The organism is Sphingomonas sp. M1A8_2b (genome assembly GCF_053345535.1).
The window spans coordinates 910,997-931,118 of the sequence record NZ_JBKFAH010000002.1 but is presented as its reverse complement, the minus strand read 5'-3'; the positions used below and the strand labels follow the sequence as shown (position 1 = coordinate 931,118).

The following is a 20,122-nucleotide window of genomic DNA, read 5'->3' as shown; positions in this document are numbered from 1 at the left end:
CCATCAGGCGGGCGCGGCTTTTTCGTTGTTGCAGCATTGCAACATGTCGTTTCAAATTATCCGGTGGGGTTGCGAAGCGGCAGAATAAATGTCCTTTTATGACTGCGCAGTGACGTGGCGGAGTTCACGAACCAGCGCTCAACAAGGGGCTCGGTAAAATGAATTTCAGTGTGAACCGCAGCGGCGGTCTGTTTGCAGCGCCTTCGGCATTGGCCGTGCTGATCGCGATGACCGCGGCGCCGGCGATGGCGCAGACGGCCGCGCCGGGCGACACCGCCAACCTTCCCGCCACGCCCGCGCCGGATACGGCTGCGCCTGACGCCCCGCAATCGCCCGCCGCAACGGTGCCGGACAGCGAGATCGTCGTCACCGGTACGCGGATCCGCCGGCCGGATTATGACTCACCGTCGCCGATCGTGTCGCTCGGCGCGCAGACGATCCAGCAATCGGGCACCACCAACCTGACGGACTTCCTGACCGGCTACCCCGCGTTGATCGGATCGTCGACATCGGGCGACAATTCGGGCGACCGCGCCGGGATCGGTGCAACCGGTCTCAACCAGCTCAACCTGCGTAACCTCGGCACGAACCGGTCGCTGACGCTGGTCAACGGCCGGCGTCACGTTGCCGGCCTCGCAGGCGACCAGTCGGTCGACGTCAACACGATCCCCAACGACCTGGTCGAGCGGATCGAAGTGCTGACCGGTGGCACCTCGGCGATCTACGGCGCCGACGCGGTGACCGGCGTCGTCAACTTCATCCTCAAGACCGATTTCGAGGGTCTGACGGCACGCGGGCAGGCCGGAATCTCCGCCAAGGGCGACACCGGGCAGCGATTGCTGACGGTGACGGCCGGCAAGAACTTCGCGGACGGCCGCGGCAATATCGCGCTCGCCTACGAATATGGCATGGACGACCGGTTGCAGACGCGCGATCGTTCGTATCTCCGGGGCGCCAACAGGGTCGGTTTCTACCGCAACCCGAACTATGTCGCAAATACGCCCGGATCATATCTGTTCGTACCCCAGACCGATATCCGCTACGATGGAACGTCGCGGCGCGGCGGCGTCGACGTCAACGGTGACGGGTATCCGGAGTTCGACGGCGACGGCAGCGTTTGGGATCCCGGCATCACGATCCCCGGCGGCTATGCCAAGGGCGGCTCGGCGACGTCGGTCGCCGATTACGGCAACGATCTGCGCCCCGAAGTCGAACGGCACGTCGTTAATGCGATCGCGCATTTCGACGTATCGGACAAGTTCAAGATCTTCGCCGAGGGCAAATACGCCAATATCCGCTCGTTCTCGCTCGCGCAGCCGAGCTTCGACTATTATCTCTTCGTCCCCTCGGACAATCCCTACATCCCCGCGAGCATCCGATCGGCGATCGACCCCGAAATCGGCGGCGTGCTGGTCACGCGCGACAATTTCGACCTGGGCCAGCGTGGCGAGAACATCCGGCGTGAAACGTATCGCGGCGTCGGTGGCGTCCGCGGCGATCTGTCGGACAGCCTGAGCTACGAGCTTTCCTATAACTACGGCCGCACCAACGTCACGAGCCGCTACGTCAACGACATCTATGACGATCGGTTCTTCGCAGCGATCGATGCCGTGCGCGATCCTGCGACCGGGCAGATCACCTGTCGCGCCAACATCCAGCCGGGCTGGACTCCCGACCAGCCGTTCGCGTCGGGTCGCGACGTCACTGCACCGACCACCTTCGCCCCGGGCCAGTGCTCGCCGATCAACCTGTTCGGCGAGGGCCAGAGCTCGCAGGCCGGCCTCGACTTCATCAAGGTTAACACGACCGATCGCTCGTTCGTCGAGCAGCAGGTCGTCAACGGTTTCGTCTCGGGCGATTTCCGCAACATGTTCAGCCTGCCGGGCGGTGAGCTCGGGTTCGTGGTGGGTGGCGAATACCGCAAGGAGCGCTCGGGCTTTACCCCCGACCCGCTGGCGGCGCAGGGGCTGACCTATACCAACGCGCTGTCGCCGACGATCGGTCAGTACTCCGTCAAGGAAGGCTTTGCCGAGCTGAACGCGCCGCTGCTGCGCAACGTCCGCTTCGCGCACCAGCTCGAATTCGGCGCCGCAATCCGATATTCGGACTATTCGACAACGGGCAGCACGACGACGTGGCAGCTCAACGGCCAATATGCCCCGGTTCGCGACCTTCGCCTCCGCGCAACATATTCGAGCGCCACGCGTGCGCCCAATATCAATGAGCTGTTCGGCGGGGGATCGCAGACGTTCGAGTTCTTCAACGATCCCTGCAAGCCGGAAAATCTCAACCTCGGCGAGGCGACGCGTGCAGCGAACTGCAAGACCATCCTGGCCGCAGCGGGGCTCAACCCCGCCCAGGTCGCTGCGTTCGATGATACGCGTTCGGTCAATATCTCGGGCTTCCAGTCGGGCAATCCGTCGCTGACGCCGGAAACCGCGAAGACCTGGACCGCGGGCGCGGTGCTGGAGCCGCGGTTCCTGCCCGGGCTCAGCGTTTCGTTCGACTGGTATGACATCAGGCTGAAGAACGCGATCAACCAGGTCACCGCCCAGCAGCTTTCCGAGCTGTGCGTCGACCAGGCGGACACGAACAACGTGTTCTGTCAGTCGATCACGCGCCAGACCGGCACCGGACTGATCAACGGGTTCACCGTACGACCCCAGAACGTCGCGAGCTTCCGGACCGCCGGCCTCGATCTCAACCTGAACTATCGCCTGTCGGCGGGCGATCTTGGCGTGTTCAACTTCAAGGTCATCGGTAATTATCTCAACAAGCTCGAGTTCGTCGGCACGCCCGGCGCGCCGGTCACCGACTCGCTCCAGACCACGTTCGCGCCGAAATTCCAGACGACCGGCGATCTGACGTGGGTGAAGGGCCCGCTGACGCTCAACTACGGCGTCCAGTGGTTCGATAAGACGCGTCGCTTCAGCAAGAATTCGCTGGACGGCAACCCGAACTATTCGGCGCCTGAATATGTGTTCTATAAGGATCGCTGGGTCCACGACATCTACGCAAGCGTCGATGTCGCACCGAACTTCTCGATGTACGGCGGCGTCAACAACGTGGCCAATGAAAAGCCGGCCTACGGGTCGACGACCTATCCGGTCGACGCGATCGGACGCTTCTTCTTCGTCGGTGCGCGCATCAAGATGCCCAAATTCTGATGTGACCGCGTCCGGTTTAACCTGCAGAGCGTGATGGCGGCGGCCTCCGGCAACGGAGTCCGCCGCTTTTCGTTGGAGATGGCCTCCCCATCGCGGTGGTGTTGGCCTAGACAGGGTCGATGATGGCGCGAACAGGGTTTCGATGATGGTTTTGAGCCTCGGCGCGGTGATCGCAGGGGGCGCGGTGCTGTTCGCGCTGATCGTTGCGGGCGGCGCGTCGCTGTTTGTGGGTCTGCGCGCGCGCGCCGCGGCGGCCGACGCGATCGACGCGAATACGCACCTCAAGACGCTGCTCGACGGGTCGCCGGCGATCGTCACCGTCGTGCGCGCGGGTGGGCGGATCGAGATGGTCCAGCGGATGGCGGACTGGCTGGGTTTCGACGCGCCGCCGCGGTTGCTGGCCGAGCTCGCGGCCGGCGGCACCGGTTTGTCCGCGGACGACGCGGCGCGATTGATTGCGGACATCACCGCGGCGCAGCGATCGGGACGTGCATTCGTCCGCTCGATCCGCCTGCTTTGCTCGACGCGCGCGATCACGTTTCGCGGGGGCCGCGCGCCGGGCGAGATGGGCGCGACCGGCGCGGTGTTGCTGTGGGCGTTCGATGCGACCGACAGCGAGGCGGAGATCGCGCGACTCAGTGCGGAAACCACGCGACTTTCCGACGCGTATGATTCGCTGACCGGGCTGATCGAGGCGGCGCCGATGCCGATGTGGTACCGTGCGAGCGACCTGCGGCTGGCGATGGTCAACACCGCCTATGTCGAGGCGGTCGAGGGGCGCGATGCCGCCGATGTGGTGGCGCGCGGATTGGAGCTGGTCGAAGGCTCGGGCCGAGGCGGGCCGCTGGCGGGCGCGGCGGTCGCGCGCGAACAGGGGCGGCCGCATCAGCAGGTCCTACCGGCGACGATCGATGGCGCGCGGCGGTCGCTGCAGATCTACGACGTGCCGTTGCTGAGCGGCGGCGTGGCCGGGTTCGCGATCGATATCGAGGAGCTGGAACAGGCACGATCCGGCGCCAAGCGCTTCGCCGAGGCGCAGCGCGCGATGCTCGACCGGCTGTCGGCGGGTGTCGCGCAATTCGGTGGCGACCGGTCGCTCGTGTTCTGCAACCAGCCGTTCCGGCGGATGTTCGCGATGCGCAGCGAATGGCTTGCCGATCGCCCCGAATTCGACCGCGTGCTCGAACGCATGCGCGAGGCCAATCGCCTGCCCGAGGTGCGCGATTTCCCGAGTTGGAAGGCGGAGCGGCGCGACTGGTTCCTGCAGACCGGCGGATCGCAGAGCGGCCCGGTCGGCGGGGGTGCGATCGAGGAGAACTGGCATTTGCGCGGCGGCACGCATCTCCGCGTCGTCGCCCAGCCGTTGCCCGATGGCGGGCTGTTGCTGATCTTCGAGGATCGCACCGAGCAGGTCCAGCTCGCGAGCGCGCGCGACACGCTGTTGCGGGTGCGCACCGCGACCTTCGACAATCTGTTCGAGGCGCTCGGCGTGTTCGCCGCCGATGGCCGGTTGCAGGTCTGGAACAACCGGTTCCGGCTGTTGTGGGGGCTCGAGGAGGAGTTCCTCGCGGCGCATCCGCGCGTCGATGCGTTCGCCGAGGCGGTCGGCGGCAAGCTCGCGACGCCAAGCCGGTCCGCGCTGATCCCCGACCTGGTCCGATCGGCGACGGTCGAGCGACAGCAGCGCGGCGGCCGCGTGGCGTTCGCGGACGGGCGGCATTTCGAGTTCGCGGGTGTGCCACTGCCCGATGGCAACGCGCTGTTCACGATGCTCGATATCACCGACAGCCGTCGCGCCGAGCAGGCGCTGCGTGACCGGGCGAACGCTTTGGAGGCCGCCGACAAGGTCAAGACGGCGTTCGTCGCCAATATGAGCTATGAGTTGCGCACGCCGCTGACGTCGATCAGCGGGTTCGCCGAGATGTTGCATGGCGGCTATGCGGGCGAGATGACGCCGCAGGCGGAGGGCTATGTCGGTGCGATCCTCGAATCGGTCGAGCGGCTCGGGCTGCTGGTCGACGACGTGCTCGATTTGACGCGCGCAGAGAGCGATCGCGACGAGACCGACCGGAGCGACGTCGATCTGGCCAACACGGTGCGCGCCGCGGCTGAGACTATCCTGCCCTCCGCCAAACGCCGGAAACTCGATTTCGCGGTCGAGGTCGCGCGATCGACGGGGCGGGTGAACGGCAATCCGAAACGGTTGAAGGAGGTCGTCGAGCACCTGTTGCGGCATGCGGTCGCGGCGACGCCGGATGGCGGGCGGGTGTTGCTGCATACCGACGGCAATGCGACATCCGCACGGATCGTGGTGTCGGATGACGGGGTCGGAATGGACGCCGAGGCCGTCGCGCATGCGTTCGACCGGTTCGCGGAGTCGAAGCCGATGGGGGATCGGGCGTTGGGATTGGGGTTGCCGCTGGCGAAGCAGTTCGTGGAGGCGCACGGCGGGACGATCGAACTGGTGTCCGAGCCGGGCGAGGGTACGCTGATCACCGTCGAATTGCCGCGGCGATGAGGGCGGCGGCACTGCTCCCTCTCTCCTCCGGGGAGAGGGCTGGGGTGAGGGGAAGCCCAGCAGCGCTTCGCCCGAAACAGCCCCTCACCCAACCCTCTCCCCGAGGGGGAGAGGGCTCTTGCGCGTGATCCGACTATCCGACCCGCAAGCTACCGAAGCGTTCGGGGCTACGCTTGCCGACCTGGTTCGACCCGGCGACGTGATTACGCTTGTGGGCACGCTTGGCGCAGGAAAGACCAGCGTCGCGCGCGGACTGCTTGCCGCGCTCGGGCTCGCGGGCGAGGCACCATCGCCGAGCTTCGCGATCGTCCAGCCTTACGCGCCACCCGAGGTGCGCTTCCCCGTGCTTCACGTCGACCTCTACCGGATCGACGACCCCGCCGAGATCGAGGAACTGGCGCTCGACGACGCACGCTATGATTCGCTGTTGCTCGTCGAATGGCCGGAGCGCGCGGGCCCCGATCATTGGCCCGATGCGCTGCGGTTGAGCCTGACGATCGAGCCGGACGGCACGCGCGGCTTGACTATCGGCGTGCCGGAAGCTTGGAGGTCGCGATGGCCGACATGACCCCGCCGCCCGGCGCCGCCGCTTTTCTCGACGCTCATGGCTGGGGAGGGGCGCAGATCCTCCCGGTCGCCGGCGACGCGTCGTTCCGCCGGTATTTCCGCGCGATCGAAGGCGGCGGAGAGGGGGGACGCCAGGCCATTCTCATGGACGCACCGCCGCCGCACGAGGACCCGCGACCGTTCATCGCCATCGCCGAATGGCTGGTCGAGCGCGACTTCGCGGCACCGGCTATACTGGCGTGCGATCTCGACCAGGGGCTCGTGCTGATCGAGGATTTCGGCGACGACCGGTTGCGCGAGGCGGTCGACGCAGCGCCCGCCGACGAACTGTCGCTCTATGCGCCGGCGATCGACCTGCTCGTGCGGTTGCGCGGCCATCCGGCGGCGCCCGTTCCGTCGTACGACCGCGCGGTTTTGAAGCGCGAGGCGGGGTTGTTCGTCGAATGGTACTGCCCGGCGGTCGGGATCGAGCCCGATTTGCCCGGTTGGGACGCAGCGTGGGAGGCGGTGTTCGACCACGCCATCGCCGAAACGCCGGTCACGGTGCTGCGGGATTATCATGCCGAGAATTTGATGCTGGTCGGGTCGGATCGATCGCTTGGCCTGCTCGATTTCCAGGACGCTTTGGCGGGGCATCCTGCCTATGATCTGGTGTCGCTGTTGCAGGATGCGCGGCGGACGGTCGATCCGACGGTCGAGGCGGCGATGCTCGCGCGCTACCGGGCGGCGGCGGATGCGGGGGACGACTTCATGAACGCGTATCACGTGCTCGGCGCGCAGCGGAATGCCAAGATCCTCGGCATCTTCACGCGGTTGTGGAAGCGCGACGGCAAGCCGCATTATCCGACGATGTGCCCGCGCGTCTGGGCGTATCTGGAGCGCGACCTCGCGCAACCGGTGATGGCGCCGGTCGCGGCGTGGTTCGAAGCGAACGTCCCCGCCGATCTGCGCGGCGATCCGCTGGTCCTGGGCGCATGACCCGCCAGCAGACGATCCGCCCCGTCCCGCGCGGCACGGTCCCCGAAACGGCGATGGTGATGGCCGCCGGCCTCGGCAAGCGGATGCGGCCGCTGACCGCGACGCGTCCCAAGCCGCTGGTGAAGGTCGCCGGCAAGCCGTTGATCGATCACGTCTTCGAGCGGTTGCAGGCGGCCGGGATCAAGCGCGCGGTGGTCAACGTGCATTATCTGGCGGACACGCTGGAGGCGCATGTCACCGATCGGTTCGACGGGATCGACGTGGTGATCTCCGACGAGCGGAAAATGCTGATGGAGACGGGCGGCGGGCTCGTCCAGGCGCGGCATCTGCTTGGGGATGCGCCGGTGCTGGTGGTCAACAGCGACAATCTGTGGATCGACGGGCCGGTCGACGCGATCAAGCTGCTCGCGTCGCGCTGGGACGATGCCAAGATGGACGCGCTGTTGCTGATGGTGCCGCTCGCGCGGGCGCATAATCACCGCGGGCCGGGCGATTTCTACCTTGCCGCGGATGGCCGGATCAGCGGGCGGCGCAAGTCCGGCCGGCTAGCGCCGTTCGCCTATACCGGTATCCAGATTCTCCATCCGCGGCTGATCGCGGACTGGCCGGAGGGGCCGTTCTCGACCAACATCTTCTGGGACCGGGCGATCGAGGCGGGCCGCGCTTATGGTCAGGTCCACCAGGGCCTGTGGTTCGACGTCGGCACGCCCGCCGCGATCCCGAAGACCGAGGCGATCCTCGCGGATGGCTGATATTGCCACGGCGGGTCGCCCGACGCTGTACACGATCCCCGCGCACCGGGCGTTTGCGGATGCCCTCGTCGCAGGGCTGATGCGGCAGGCGGGCCGCGATCCGCTGGCGCTGGCCCGAGCGCTGGTGGTGTTGCCGAACAACCGCGCGGCGAAGGCGGTGACCGAGGCGTTCGTGCGCGCGAGCGGCGGCGGGCTCGTCTTGCCGCGTCTCGTAGCGCTGGGTGATCCGGAGATGGGCGAGGCGGTCGGCGCCGCGCTCGATCCAGCGGACGATATCGATCCGCCGCTGCCCGCGGTGCCGCCGTATCAGCGGCGGATGATCCTCGCGCGGCTGGTGTCGGAAGAGCGGGCGCGCGAAGGCCATCCGGTCGATGCGGCGGAAGCGGTGCGGCTGGCGGGAGAACTCGCGCGGACGCTCGATCAGTTGCTGGTCGAGGAGGTGCCGCCGACCAGATTGCGCGATATCGAGCTTGGGCCGGAACTTACCGAGCATTGGCGCCGCGCGCTCGCGACGTTCGAGATCGTGCTGCAACGCTGGCCGGGCGAACTTGCGCGGCTGGAACGGATCGACGCAGCGACGCGGCGCTCGGCGCTGCTCGACCGGCTCGCCCAGCGCTGGCGGAACGCGCCGCCGGCCGGGATCGTGTGTGCGGCAGGCGTGACCGATTCCGCTCCCGCAGTCGCGCGACTGTTGCGGTGCATTGCCGACATGCCGCAGGGGATGGTGGTGTTCGCGGGCCTCGATCTGGCGCTGCCGGACGAGGAATGGGACGCGCTCGGCCCGCATGATCCGCACCCGGTAACCGGGCTTACGCGGCGCTCGATCGAGACGCATCCGCAGTTCGATGCCAAGCTGATGCTCCTGCGCATGGGCGTCGCGCGCGGCGAGGTGCAGGTCTGGCGCGAGGGCGGCGGGCATGACGCCGACGCCGCGCGCGGGCGGGCGATCGCCAACGCGCTGGCGCCTGCGGATTTTACCGGCAAGTGGACGCAGATCGCGGCGGAGGATCGCCGCTTGAAAGGCGTGACCGCGGCCGAACTCGCGACCCCGGCGGAGGAGGCACAGGCGATCGCGCTGGTATTGCGCGAGGCTCTGGAGGTGCCCGAGCGGACCGCCGCGCTCGTCACGCCCGATCGTGCGCTTGCGCGGCGGGTGGCGGCGCATCTTGGGCGCTGGAATATCGGCATCGACGACAGCGCAGGGCGGCCTCTGTCGATCCTCCCGCCGGGCACGTTGCTGCTCGCGCTGGCCGAGGCGGCGGCGCAACGCTTCTCCCCGCTCGCCCTGCTGGCGCTGCTGAAGCATCCGCTGGTGCGCGCCGGCGAGGATCGCTTGCTGTGGCTCGACGGCGCGCGCGCGCTGGACCGGCGGTTGCGCGGACCACGACCGGCGGCGGGGCTCGACGGGATCGCTGGACATCTTAACGAGCGCAAGGGGACGGCAGCAACATGGTGGGCCGACGTCCAGCCGTTGCTGACGCCGCTCGCAGGCGCGTTCGACCAGGGGCCGCAGCCCTTGGCGTCGGTGCTCGCCTGCCTGCGCGAGACAGCGCAGACCCTGTGCGGCGACAATCTCTGGTCGGGTCTTGCAGGGCGCGCGGCGGCGGAGTTCCTCGCCGACCTCGAAGCCGAGGCGCCTGCCGGACCGCCGCGAATCGACCCCCGCGAGCTACCGCAGTTGTTGCGAACGTTGCTCGATGAAGTAGCGGTACGTCCAGCACCCGGCGGACATCCCCGGCTCGCAATCTACGGTCTGATCGAGGCGCGGTTGCAGACGGCGGACGTCATGGTGCTCGGCGGACTGAACGAAGGCGTGTGGCCAGGACGGCCCGCACCCGATCCGTGGCTTGCGCCGCGTATTCGCATGGAACTCGGGTTGCCGGGGTTGGAGCGACGTGTCGGCACCGCCGCGCATGATTTCGCGCAGGCGCTTGGCGCTCCTCGCGCGGTCGTCACGCGAGCGCGCCGGGATGCGAAGTCGCCGGCCTTGGCATCCCGGCTTTGGTTAAGGTTGCAGGCGCTTGCTGGCGATCGGTTCGAGCGTGCGTCGGCGCTGGAAGGCTGGACGCGCGCGCTCGACGATCCGGGTGTGCATGAACCCGCCGTTCGGCCGGAACCTTCGCCGCCGGCTTCGCTGCGTCCAAAGGTCATTTCCGTCACCGAGGTCGATCGCCTCAAGGCCGACCCCTACGCCTTCTATGCGCGCCGCGTGCTCGGGCTGATGCCGCTCGACCCGGTCGATGCCGATCCGAGCGCGGCGTGGCGCGGAACCGCGGTACACGACATCCTCGAGCAATGGTGGAAGCAGGACAACTGCACCGTCGACACGCTCCGGCAACGCGCGAAGGCGATGCTAGAGGACGAGCGGACGCACCCGATGATGCGCGCGCTGTGGCAGCCGCGGTTGCTGGAGGCGATCGACTGGATCGCCGGCGCCATAGTCGCACAAGGCGAGGACGGCCGCACCGTCGCCAGTGCCGAGGGCAAGGGCAAGATCGAGATCGCCGGTGTCACCCTCTCGGGGCGCTACGACCGGATCGACACGCTGCCCGACGGACGTCTCGCGATCATCGACTACAAGACCGGCAAGCCGCCTTCGCCGACCGCGGTGCGCGCAGGGTACAGCCTGCAACTCGGGCTGCTCGGCCTGATCGCGGAGCGGGGCGGCTTCGAAGACGTGCGTGGCACCGCGGGCGCATTCGAATATTGGTCGCTCGGCAAGAAGCGCGACGCGTTCGGCTATATCGAGAGCCCGGTCGATCCCGAGGGCAAGCGCGACAAGATCCCGACCGCCGAGTTCACCGCGATCGCCGCGCACAATTTCACCGAAGTCGTCGGCGAATGGCTGACCGGCAGCGCCGCATTCACCGCGAAACTCGTCCCCGAATACGCCCCCTATGCCGAGTACGACCAGTTGATGCGACGCGACGAATGGTATGGCCGTGAGCGGTGATGCGCTCGCCACGCTGCCCCGCCTGAGGGGCGCGCAGGCCGATGCGAGCAATCCGGCCTCGCACGTCTGGCTGTCCGCATCGGCAGGCACCGGCAAGACGCAGGTGCTGGCGGCGCGCGTGTTCCGGCTGCTGTTGCGCGGTGTCGATCCCGGTGCGATCCTGTGTCTGACCTTCACCAAGGCCGGCGCGGCCGAAATGGCGCAGCGGATCAACGGGCGCCTCGCGGCATGGGTGCGGATGCCGGCGCCGGCACTGGCGGCGGACCTGATCGCGCTCGGCGAGAGCCCGGTACAGGCGTTGCAGGACCGCGCCCGCACGCTGTTCGCCAAGGTGCTCGATGCGCCGGGCGGGGGCTTGCGCATCCAGACGATCCACGGATTCTGTCAGGGCTTGCTGGCGGCATTCCCGGTCGAGGCCGGGCTGACGCCGGGCTTCCGGCCGCTGGAGGCGCGCGAAGAGGCGGGGCTCGCGCGGGAAGCCCTGGCAACGATGCTGACGGACGCCGAACGCGAAGGCCGCGAACGCCCGGTCGAGATCGTCGGCCGCCTGTCGCTGCGGATGGGCGAGGGTGGGGCGGAGGCGTTCCTGCTCGCCTGCGCCCGCGCGCTGCCGGCGCTGGAGGCGCTGCCGGTCGGGATTCAGCCGTGGCTTCGGCGCGAACTCGGGCTTCCGTCCGGGGATATCGACGAAGCAATCGAGGAATGGTGCGATGCGCTCGACCTTGACGCAATCGCGCGTATTGCGGCGGCCAATCGCGCCTGGGGGACCGCCACCGGGCAGGCCGCGGCGGCGACCGTGCAACGCTGGCTCGACTCCGAAGATCGCGCGGCGACCTTGGCCGACCTCGCGAGCGTGGTGCTGACCGGCACCGGCACGCAGCGTAAAGCGTCGAAAAAACTGATCGATGCCGAGCCCGATTACGAAATCCTCGCACGCGACCTAGGTGAGGCGTGCACCGACGTGCTGTCGATGGTGCAGCGTGCGACCTATTGCGATCTGCTCGCCGACGGGCTCGATATCGGGCGCGATTACGCGCGGGGCTATGCCTTGGCCAAGCGGCGCGCAGGCGCGGTCGATTTCGACGACCTGATCGCTACGACGGTGGCGCTGCTCGACCAGCCGGGGATCGGCGAATGGGTGCGCTACAAGCTCGACCAGGCGACCGAACACCTGCTCATCGACGAGGCGCAGGATACCAACGGGCATCAATGGCGGATCGTGCGTGCGCTGGCGGACGAGTTCTTCGTCGGTCGCGGCATCTATGCGCCGTCGACGCGCACGCTGTTCACGGTCGGCGATTACAAGCAGGCGATCTTCGGGTTTCAGGGGACCGATCCGCTCAATTTCCAGGCGGCCGAGCAATATTTCGGCGGTCGGGCAAGCGAGGCGGAAGGCGACGACGACTGGCCCGAGGAGGAGCGCGGGTTGCCCTTGGCGCGGCTGTCGTTGCGCCACTCGTTCCGATCGACGCGGACCGTGCTGGAGTTCGTCGATGCGGCGATCGACGCGATCGGCGAACCGGGCCTCGGGATCGCCGGCGAAGTCGAGCGTCACGCCAGCGAGGTGGCCGGGCCCGGCACGGTGACCTTGTGGCCGCCCGTCTCGGCAGGCGGCAGCGAGGACGACGAGGAGGGCTGGGTCGACGACGCGGTGCGCAAGCTCGCCAGCGATATCGCGCGCGCGGTCAAGGGGTGGCTCGCGCCCGACACCGGCCTGATGCTGGAGAGCAAAGGCCGGCGACTGCGGCCCGAGGACGTGATGATCCTCGTCAAGCGACGCGGCGATCTCTCCTCGCTGATCGTCGCGCGGCTCTATGCCGAGGGCGTGCCGGTGGCGGGGGTCGATCGCCTGCGGCTCAACGCGCCGCTCGCGGTACAGGACCTGCTCGCGACGATCCGCTTCGTGTTGCAGCCGGAGGACGATCTTAGCGTCGCTGCGCTGCTCGTATCCCCGCTAATTGGCTGGACGCAGGACGAACTGATGGCCGCCGCCCCGCGCGAGGCCGGGCCGCTTTGGCGCCACCTGCAACGCACGCAACCCGCAACAAGACTGGCGCCATTACTAGCGATGCTTGCGCGCGCCGACATCGCGACGCCGTACCAGTTCCTGGAGGAACTGCTCTCCGGCCCGCTCGATGGTCGCCGAAAACTGATCCGGCGGTTGGGGACCGAGGCACGCGATCCGATCGAGGAACTGCTCAACGCCGCGCTGACGTTCGAGAGCACGACGACGCCGTCGTTGCAGCGCTTCCTCGACTGGTTCGACCGCGGCGACGTCGAGATCGTTCGCGATCCGTCTGCGCCGCTCGATGCGGTCCGGGTGATGACCGCGCACGGCGCGAAGGGATTGCAGGCGCCGCTGGTGATCCTGGCGGATGCGACGGCGGACCCGTCGGCGGCGCCGCGCTCGATCCTGAAATGGGCGCCCGAGCCGGGGGCCGCCCCGATCCCGGTGTTCCGGCCGCGATCGGCTGAGCGCGGCGGCCCGCTGGATGCCGTCGTGTCGGCCGCCGAGCAGCGCGAATTGGAGGAGCATTGGCGGCTGTTCTACGTCGCCGCCACGCGCGCCGAAGAGCGACTGGTGATAGCCGGTGCACTCGGGCCGCGCGCGAAGGGCGTGCCGCCGGAGAACAGCTGGTACGCGGCGTCCGATCGTGCGTTGACGGCACTCGAGGTGCCGATGGGCGAGGGCGCGCGGACGTTCGCTGGGGTCGAGCCCCAGCCTGCGGTGATCGCCAAGTCTTCGGCTTTGGTCGAGATTGCGGCTAACGCGCAGCTGCCGGCCTGGGCGCATGAACCCGCACCGCAAGAAGCGCGTCCGCCTCGTCCGCTGTCGCCGTCTGCGCTGGGCGACGACGCGGTATCCGATCCACCGCCGACGCCTGCGATGCGCGTCGCAGCGGAGCGGGGCCGGCTGATCCATGCGCTGTTCGAGCGTCTGCCGGCGGTTGCTTCCTCCGATCGTGCGATGGCAGCCGATCGCTGGCTGGCGAAAGCAGGCGGCGTCGACGATGTCGCGGCGCGGTCCGAAATCGTACAGAGCGTGGTCGCCGTGCTCGACGACCCGCGCTTTGCCGAGCTGTTCGGCGCGGATACGTTGGCCGAAGCGCCGATCGCCGCCACCCTCGCGAACGGCATGGTCGTGTCGGGGACGGTCGATCGCCTATTGATCGAGCCCGACCGCATCCGCGTCGTCGACTTCAAGACCGGACGACGCGCACCGCGCGGCCTCGACGACGTGCCGGACTACCATCTGAAGCAGATGGCAGCCTATGCCGAAGCCTTGGGCGTGATCTTTCCGGGGCGGTCGGTCGAGGCGGCCTTGCTGTACACCGCAGGACCGCGGTTGATCGTGCTGGACGACGAGACGCTGGCCGCGAACAAGCCGCACTATCGGCCCACGGAGCAAAGCTAGCGCTCCGGTGGTTGAGCGCACACGCGAGCGACCTTAGATACGACTCAACCAAGGAGAATTCACGATGGCGACCAAGCAGATCACCGATGCCAGCTTCGATGCGGACGTACTGAACGCCGATGGCCCCGTGCTCGTCGATTTCTGGGCGGAATGGTGCGGTCCGTGCAAGATGATAGGGCCGTCGCTCGAGGAAATTTCCGAGGAACTCGGCGAGAAGGTGACGATCGCCAAGCTCAACATCGACGAGAACCCCGACGCGCCGGGGAAGTACGGCGTCCGCGGGATACCGACGATGATCCTGTTCAAGGGCGGCGCACCGGCGGCAACTAAGGTCGGTGCAGAGCCCAAGGGCCGGTTGAAGGCTTGGCTTGAAGGCGAGCTGGCCTAAAATAGACCTTCGCCTACCCGCCCCTAGAGCCCCCTCCGTCATCCCAGCGAAAGCTGGGATCTACCGGTTGGAGCCACACCGCTCGCCAACGGGGATACCCCAGCTTTCGCTGGGGTGACGGACGTAGGCGGGGTGACGGGTTGGAAGATTGGCTTCGACTGAGCTCTGCTTCGGCCGAGCTTAGCTACGATAGTCGGCGTTGATCGAGATGTAGCCATGCGTGAAGTCGCAGGTCCATACAGTGGCCCGCCCTTTGCCTAGAGCGAGATCGACGCCGATTTCGATTTCCTGCCCCTTGAGATGTGCGGCGACCGGCGCCTCGTCGTAACCACTCAGCGCCAAGCCGCCCTCGGCAACCTGCGTATTCCCGAACCGAATCGAGAGCGTATCGCGGTCAGCGGGCTCGCCGGCCTTGCCGACCGCCATGACGACCCGGCCCCAGTTCGCGTCCTCGCCGGCGATCGCGGTCTTCACGAGCGGCGAGTTGGCGATGCTCATCGCGATGCGGTGTGCGCTCCGATCGCTCTCCGCGCCGGTCACCTGGATTTCGATAAGCTTTTGCGCGCCTTCGCCGTCGCGGACCACAAGCATCGCGAGTTGATGGCATAGGTCAGCCAGTGCAGCGCGGAAGGCGTCCGCCCCCACGCTGTCATCATCCGCCAGCGGGACGTTGCCAGCCTTGCCGGTCGCGAACGCCAGCACCGTATCGCTGGTCGAGGTATCGCTGTCGACCGTGATGCACGAGAAGCTCGGCGCATTTGCCTTTGACAGCGCGGCCTGCAGGAATTCCGGCTCGACCGCGGCATCGGTAAAGATGAACCCCAGCATCGTCGCCATGTCCGGCGCGATCATCCCCGATCCCTTGATGATCCCCACCAGCTTGACGGTCCGGTCGCCGATCACCGCGGTCGTCACCGCCCCCTTGGTGAACGTATCGGTCGTCATGATCGTCGCGGCGGCGTCTTCCCAACCACACGGCTCGGCAGCGAACGCAGCGTCGAGTCCCGCTTCGGCCTTGTCGATCGGCAACGGCACCCCGATCACGCCGGTCGAGGACACGAACACGTCCGAAGGCTGGCAGCCTAGATGCGCCGCGGTCCGCGCCGCGATCGTCTCGACCGCCGCGCGGCCGCGCGAGCCGGTAAACGCGTTCGAATTACCCGCATTTACGACAAGCGCCCGAGCCTGACCCAGCGTCAGCGCCGCACGGCACCACTCCACCTCAGGCGACGGGCATTTGCTCTGCGTCAGCACACCGGCGACCATGGTCCCCGGCTCCAGCGTCACGAACGTCAGGTCGCACCGATCCCAATTCTTGTACGCCGCGCGCGCGACATGCAGCGCGACTCCGTCGATCGAAGGGGCGGCGGGGAAGGGCAAGGCGAGCGGCGATGTCTGCATCCCGCCTTCATAGTCGCTGCAATCCGGGCGGCAAGATCGCCGTTCGCGCTTGACCATCGACGGTCCGTCGGTGTCCAAGATGGCGCGAGGGGGCTCGACGATGACGGACGCGAACGCAAGCGAACCCTATTACAGCCACTTGGATGCCCGGTTCGATGGCAGCAGCAGGATCGTGATGGTAACCGTCCTCGCGCTGGTCGCGGCGTGCAGCCTCGCCTTCGCCGCCTGCATCCTGCTCGTCGCCAGGGACGGTTATCGCTCGTGGCGATCTCCGTACCCAAGGATTCTCCCCCGTGATCTTCCCGTTGCCGTAACCCCCGCGCGCCCGATCGGCCGCTATGCGGACTGGTTCGGTCCCGATGACTATCCCTCGACTGCAATCCGGGCCGAGCAGGAGGGTGCGGTCCGGGTCGCGCTACTCGTCGGCATCGATGGCCGCGTCGAAGCCTGCGAGATCCTCGCCCGAAGCGGTATCAGGAGGCTCGATCGCGGGACGTGCCGCGCGGCGGTCCGCGACGGTCGCTTCCGGCCGGCGCGCGATGCACGCGGCGCGGCGATCGTCTCGCGCTTCGCGCTTCCCCGCGTTCGATGGGCGCTGTCACGAGACGAACGGTAGATTTATCGCGCCGGCTCGCATACAGCCGGTGCCGCATGAACCTGCTGCTGCTCCTCTCCGCCCTTCTGTCTGCACTGACCGGCGCGGTTCCGGGTGTGCGTGGCCAGTCGGCACAGGCTGTCGCGCAGGGTAGCGTTTGCTCGCGGTCGGTGGCGGCAGTGCCGGTCAAGGTTGCGATACGGCCGGCTGCGGTTCTGGCGTCGTTGGAAGACGTTTGCGTCTCCGCGGCCTTGCGAGTCATTGCCTTGAGCGAGGCTCCGATCTGGGCGGACCGCCGGCGCGAATAGCGTCGGGCGTCTGACCCTTCGGCTTACCGGCCGCCCTATCTCTCCCCGCGTGCGTGCCCCCAGCGTGCCGACGCGTCTCAAATTCAGGAAATCAGCCCATGTTCGGTGGCCTCGCCAAATCCTTGTTCGGTTCGTCCAACGACCGCTACGTCAAGTCGCTCAACCCGATCCTCGCCAAGATCGCCTCGTTCGAGCCTTCGCTCCAGGCGATGTCGGATGAGGAACTCTCGGCGCAGACGGTCAAGTTCCGCGCGCGGCTCGCAGAGGGCGAGAAGCTCGACGACCTGCTCCCCGAGGCGTTCGCGACGGTCCGCGAGGCTGCGCACCGCGTGCTCGGCCAGCGCCATTACGACGTCCAGATGGTCGGCGGCATCGTCCTTCACCGCGGCGAGATCGCCGAGATGCGCACGGGCGAGGGCAAGACGCTCGTCGCGACGCTCGCGACCTATCTCAACGCGCTGCCCGGCGACGGCGTCCACGTCGTCACCGTCAACGACTACCTCGCGGCACGCGACGCCGAGTGGATGGGGCAGGTCTACACCTTCCTCGGCATGACGATCGGCGTCATCATCCCCAACCTGTCGGACGATGAGCGCCGCGCCGCGTACGCAGCCGACATCACCTACGGCACCAACAACGAGTTCGGCTTCGACTACCTCCGCGACAACATGAAGTACGAGCGCAGCGCGATGACGCAGCGTCCGTTCAACTTCGCGGTGGTCGACGAGGTCGACTCGGTGCTGATCGACGAAGCCCGCACGCCGCTGATCATCTCCGGCCCGACCGACGACAAGTCCGAGCTGTACATGCAGGTCGACGCGGTCGTGAAGCAACTCGATCCCGCCGACTACGACAAGGACGAGAAGCAGAAGACGATCATCCTCACCGAGGACGGTACCGAGAAGGTCGAGCGGATGCTCGAGGCGGCGGGGCTGCTCGAGGGGCAGAACCTGTACGACTTCGAGAACACGCAGGTCGTCCATCACCTCAACCAGGCGTTGCGCGCGATCGTGATGTTCAAGTCGGACATCGACTACATCGTCAAGGACGGCAAGGTCATCATCATCGACGAGTTCACCGGTCGCATGATGGACGGCCGGCGCTGGTCGGACGGCCTGCACCAGGCGGTCGAGGCGAAGGAGGGCGTCCAGATCGAGCCCGAGAACCAGACGATGGCCTCGATCACGTTCCAGAACTATTTCCGCATGTACCCCAAGATCGGTGGCATGACCGGCACCGCGGCGACCGAGGCGGCCGAGTTCTACGACATCTACAAGATCAACGTCGTCAGCATCCCGACCAACGTCGAAGTGAAGCGCGTCGACGAGGAAGACGAGTTCTACAAGGATACAAAGGACAAGTTCGCGGCGATCGCCAAGAAGATCAAGTATCATGCCGAGCTGGGCCAGCCGGTGCTGGTCGGCACGGTGTCGATCGAGAAGTCGGAGATGCTGAGCGAGTTCCTCAAGGCCGAGAACGTCGACCACAAGGTCCTCAACGCGCGCTACCACGAGATGGAGGCGCACATCGTCGCACAGGCGGGGCGCAAGTCCGCGGTGACGATTGCGACCAACATGGCGGGCCGCGGCACCGACATCAAACTCGGCGGCAACCTGGAGTTCCGCATGCTCGACGAGCATCCGGAACTGGTCGAGGGCACGCCCGAATATGACGAGGCGGCGAAGCGGATCACGATCGAGATCGAGGCGGAGAAGCAGGCGGTGCTCGCCGCGGGCGGCCTGTTCGTGCTCGGCACCGAGCGTCACGAGAGCCGGCGTATCGACAACCAGCTGCGCGGGCGCTCGGGGCGTCAGGGCGATCCGGGCCTGTCGCGCTTCTATCTGAGCCTCGACGACGATCTGCTGCGGATCTTCGGGCCGGACACGCTGTTCGCGAAGATGATGCGCAACAATATCGAGGACGGCGAGGCGATCGGCAGCAAGTGGCTGTCGAAGGCGATCGAGACCGCGCAGAAGAAGGTCGAGGCGCGCAACTACGACATCCGCAAGCAGGTCGTCGAATATGACGACGTGATGAACGAGCAGCGGAAAGTGATCTACGAGCAGCGCGCGGACATCATGGATGCCGATACCGTCGGCGACGTGGTCACCGACATGCGCGCGGAGACGGTCAACGTGATCGTCGGCGATGCGTGCCCGCCCAACTCCTATCCCGAGCAGTGGGACATCGAGGGGATGAAGACGCGGCTCGCCGAGGTGCTCAACCTCGAGCCGCAGATCGACGCGTGGCTGCTGGAAGAGTCGGTCGACCCCGAGGTGATCGAGGAGCGCGTCCGCGCGATGGCGGACGAGGCGATCGCGCAGAAGGCCGCCGAGCTCGATCCCGAGACGTGGACGTCGGTCGAGAAGTCGATCCTGTTGCAGAACCTCGACCATCACTGGAAGGAGCATCTGGCGACGCTCGATGCGCTCCGTCAGGTCGTTCATCTGCGCGCGTACGCGCAGAAGACGCCGATCAACGAGTATAAGCAGGAGGCGTTCTCGCTGTTCCAGCGCATGCTGGAGACGATCCGCGAGGACGTGACCAAGACGATCGCGCACGCGCAGTTCCAGATGCAGGCGCCGGTCGGGTTGCCCGAGCTGCCGGACTTCATCACGACGCATTTCGACCCGTTCACGGGCGAGGACAACTCGAACGATTTCGATGCGGGCACGCGCGGCCACATCACCTCGACAATGCCGCCGTTGCAGATTCCTCAGCCGCAGGAGGCCGATATCGGCGAGGATCCGGCGAACTGGGAGGGCGTGGTGAGCCGCAACGCGCCGTGCCCTTGCGGGTCGGGGCGTAAGTATAAGCAGTGCCACGGGGCTGTTTGAGATTTGACGAACTGACGAGACCCGCCCAGCTCGCTACCACCCCGGCGAAGGCCGGGGCCCAGTTGGAAAGGTCGAAGTAACGAAGCACTACCGCAGTTAGCGACGTCCCCCAACTGGGCCCCGGCCTCCGCCGGGGTGGTGAAGAGGGCGCGTGTCGGCGCCCGTCAGTTATCCCGCGAAGGCGGGAGCCTAGGCTACCGGCGATGGCGCATGAGATTTCTGGACCCCCGCCTTCGCGGGGGA

The 20,122-nt window shown here is 67.2% G+C and carries 12 protein-coding genes; 11 read left to right on the top strand and 1 reads right to left on the bottom strand.

Annotated features, from left to right (window positions below; translation table 11 throughout):
• Positions 1-158 precede the first annotated feature (158 nt).
• The 8 genes from ACLBWL_RS12355 (at position 159) to trxA (ending at position 14,738) form a co-directional block, all read left to right on the top strand.
• Positions 159-3,167, top strand: coding sequence for a TonB-dependent receptor plug domain-containing protein (locus tag ACLBWL_RS12355; RefSeq protein WP_447793390.1), 3,009 nt, complete (start codon positions 159-161; stop codon positions 3,165-3,167).
• Positions 3,168-3,312: 145 nt separating this feature from the next.
• Positions 3,313-5,685, top strand: coding sequence for a PAS-domain containing protein (locus tag ACLBWL_RS12350; RefSeq protein ID WP_447793520.1), 2,373 nt, complete (start codon positions 3,313-3,315; stop codon positions 5,683-5,685).
• 127 nt (positions 5,686-5,812) lie between these two features.
• Positions 5,813-6,253 (top strand): tRNA (adenosine(37)-N6)-threonylcarbamoyltransferase complex ATPase subunit type 1 TsaE, encoded by a 441-nt coding sequence (gene tsaE / locus ACLBWL_RS12345; protein ID WP_447793518.1) that lies wholly within the window; start codon positions 5,813-5,815, stop codon positions 6,251-6,253.
• Entirely contained in the window at positions 6,250-7,230 is a 981-nt protein-coding gene (locus ACLBWL_RS12340) for an aminoglycoside phosphotransferase family protein (RefSeq protein WP_447793516.1), read from the top strand. The genes tsaE and ACLBWL_RS12340 overlap by 4 nt, the downstream gene beginning before the upstream one ends.
• Positions 7,227-7,982 (top strand): nucleotidyltransferase family protein, encoded by a 756-nt coding sequence (locus ACLBWL_RS12335; RefSeq protein WP_447793388.1) that lies wholly within the window; start codon positions 7,227-7,229, stop codon positions 7,980-7,982. The genes ACLBWL_RS12340 and ACLBWL_RS12335 overlap by 4 nt, the downstream gene beginning before the upstream one ends.
• On the top strand, positions 7,975-10,935 hold the full coding sequence (gene addB, locus ACLBWL_RS12330) for a double-strand break repair protein AddB (protein WP_447793386.1): 2,961 nt from the start codon (positions 7,975-7,977) through the stop codon (positions 10,933-10,935). The genes ACLBWL_RS12335 and addB overlap by 8 nt, the downstream gene beginning before the upstream one ends.
• A complete protein-coding gene (gene addA, locus ACLBWL_RS12325) occupies positions 10,919-14,350 on the top strand; it encodes a double-strand break repair helicase AddA (protein ID WP_447793384.1) in 3,432 nt (1,143 codons plus the stop codon). Before addB ends, addA begins: the two co-directional genes overlap by 17 nt.
• Before the next feature lie 64 nt (positions 14,351-14,414).
• Positions 14,415-14,738, top strand: coding sequence for a thioredoxin TrxA (gene trxA, locus ACLBWL_RS12320; protein WP_055877560.1), 324 nt, complete (start codon positions 14,415-14,417; stop codon positions 14,736-14,738).
• Positions 14,739-14,918: 180 nt separating this feature from the next.
• Here the strand turns inward: trxA and argJ are convergent, their stop codons facing one another.
• Positions 14,919-16,139: a bifunctional glutamate N-acetyltransferase/amino-acid acetyltransferase ArgJ gene (gene argJ, locus ACLBWL_RS12315; protein ID WP_447793381.1), complete on the bottom strand. Its 1,221-nt coding sequence runs from the start codon at positions 16,137-16,139 to the stop codon at positions 14,919-14,921.
• Between the two features lie 100 nt (positions 16,140-16,239).
• Here argJ and ACLBWL_RS12310 point away from each other — a divergent pair, with 100 nt between their 5' ends.
• The 3 genes from ACLBWL_RS12310 (at position 16,240) to secA (ending at position 19,879) form a co-directional block, all read left to right on the top strand.
• Positions 16,240-16,755 (top strand): TonB family protein, encoded by a 516-nt coding sequence (locus ACLBWL_RS12310; RefSeq protein WP_447793379.1) that lies wholly within the window; start codon positions 16,240-16,242, stop codon positions 16,753-16,755.
• A gap of 35 nt (positions 16,756-16,790) precedes the next feature.
• Complete coding sequence (locus ACLBWL_RS12305; protein WP_447793377.1) at positions 16,791-17,042, top strand: hypothetical protein; 252 nt, start codon at positions 16,791-16,793, stop codon at positions 17,040-17,042.
• Positions 17,043-17,140: 98 nt separating this feature from the next.
• Entirely contained in the window at positions 17,141-19,879 is a 2,739-nt protein-coding gene (gene secA, locus ACLBWL_RS12300; protein ID WP_447793375.1) for a preprotein translocase subunit SecA, read from the top strand.
• The last annotated feature ends 243 nt before the right edge of the window (positions 19,880-20,122 follow it).